Annotated in this window: 2 protein-coding genes; both read left to right on the top strand. The window is 59.5% G+C overall.

Annotated elements, in window-relative coordinates; all coding sequences use genetic code 11:
• Positions 1 to 160 (top strand): FlhC family transcriptional regulator (locus Q7V20_RS17330; RefSeq protein WP_304790785.1); only part of this gene is annotated, 160 nt, incomplete at its 5' end.
• Between the two features lie 261 nt (positions 161 to 421).
• Positions 422 to 1,120 (top strand): flagellar motor stator protein MotA (gene motA, locus Q7V20_RS17325; protein ID WP_304794020.1); only part of this gene is annotated, 699 nt, incomplete at its 3' end.

Below are 1,120 nucleotides of genomic sequence, written 5' to 3'. Positions count from 1 at the left end.
CATCGACAACGGCATGCTCAGCCTGACCAAATGCAACAAGTGCGGTGGCTCTTACGTCACCCACCCCCATGAAATCGCCCGCCACTTCACCTGTGGCCTGTGCAACCCGCCCGCCCGTGCCGGCAAGGGCAAGGCCGCTGGTGCCCTGCACATGCATTGATTTTGTGCAAAACGCACGCCTTCCAAGCTCAAGCCCCAACGTGCACTGCCGATAGAACTGTTGGGCGGTTTGGCAACGAAGCGTCCTTGCTTGTCTCCTCCTAGCACGATGAGTGCTTTAGCGGGCCCCAACCGGGCCCGCTTTTTTCTGTGACGTGAAAAAAGCCCCGCCCGCATGCTTCTGTTCACGGTTTAGAAAAAGCGCCCCTGACCGAAGATGAGTCATGGCCTCCTCCTGAGGCTCGAAACACCATTCATCACCATGTTCGTTCTCATTGGTTACGTTGTCGCCCTGGGGTGCATCTTCGGTGCCTACATCCTCCACGGCGGCAACATGAGCGTGATCATCAACGCGCTGCCCACGGAAATGATGGCCATTCTGGGCGGCGCGCTGGGCGCTTTCGTGGTGAACAACCAGCCCAAGACGATCAAGGCCGTGCTGGCCAACTTCGGGCCGCTGCTCAAGAACTCCAAGTACACCAAGGCGCGCTACATGGAGCTGATGGCGATGCTCTATGACATCCTGCAAAAGGCCCGCAAAGAGGGGTTGATGGCCATTGAAAAGGATGTCGAGGCGCCCCACGAATCCGAGATTTTCAAAAAATACCCTACGGTGGGCAGCGACCACCATGTGATTGAGTTCATGACCGATTACCTGCGCATGATGGTGTCGGGCAACCTCAATTCGCACGAGATTGAGGCGCTGATGGACAGCGAAATCGACACCCACCACCAAGAGGCACATGCCCCCGTGGCCGCGCTGGCACGGCTGGCGGGCGCGCTGCCGGCCTTCGGCATCATTGCCGCCGTGCTGGGGGTGGTGAACACCATGGGATCGGTGGGTCAGCCGCCTTCGGTGCTGGGCGGCATGATCGGCTCGGCCTTGGTGGGCACATTTTTGGGCATTTTGCTGGCCTACGGAGTGGTGGAGCCCTTGGGCGGCCTGGTAGAGCAAAAGACC

The sequence above is a fragment of the Aquabacterium sp. genome, assembly GCF_030652515.1.
Classification (GTDB): Bacteria; Pseudomonadota; Gammaproteobacteria; order Burkholderiales; family Burkholderiaceae_C; genus Aquabacterium.
Note: the sequence above shows the minus strand (reverse complement) of the source record. Positions and strands in the feature narration are given on the sequence as shown.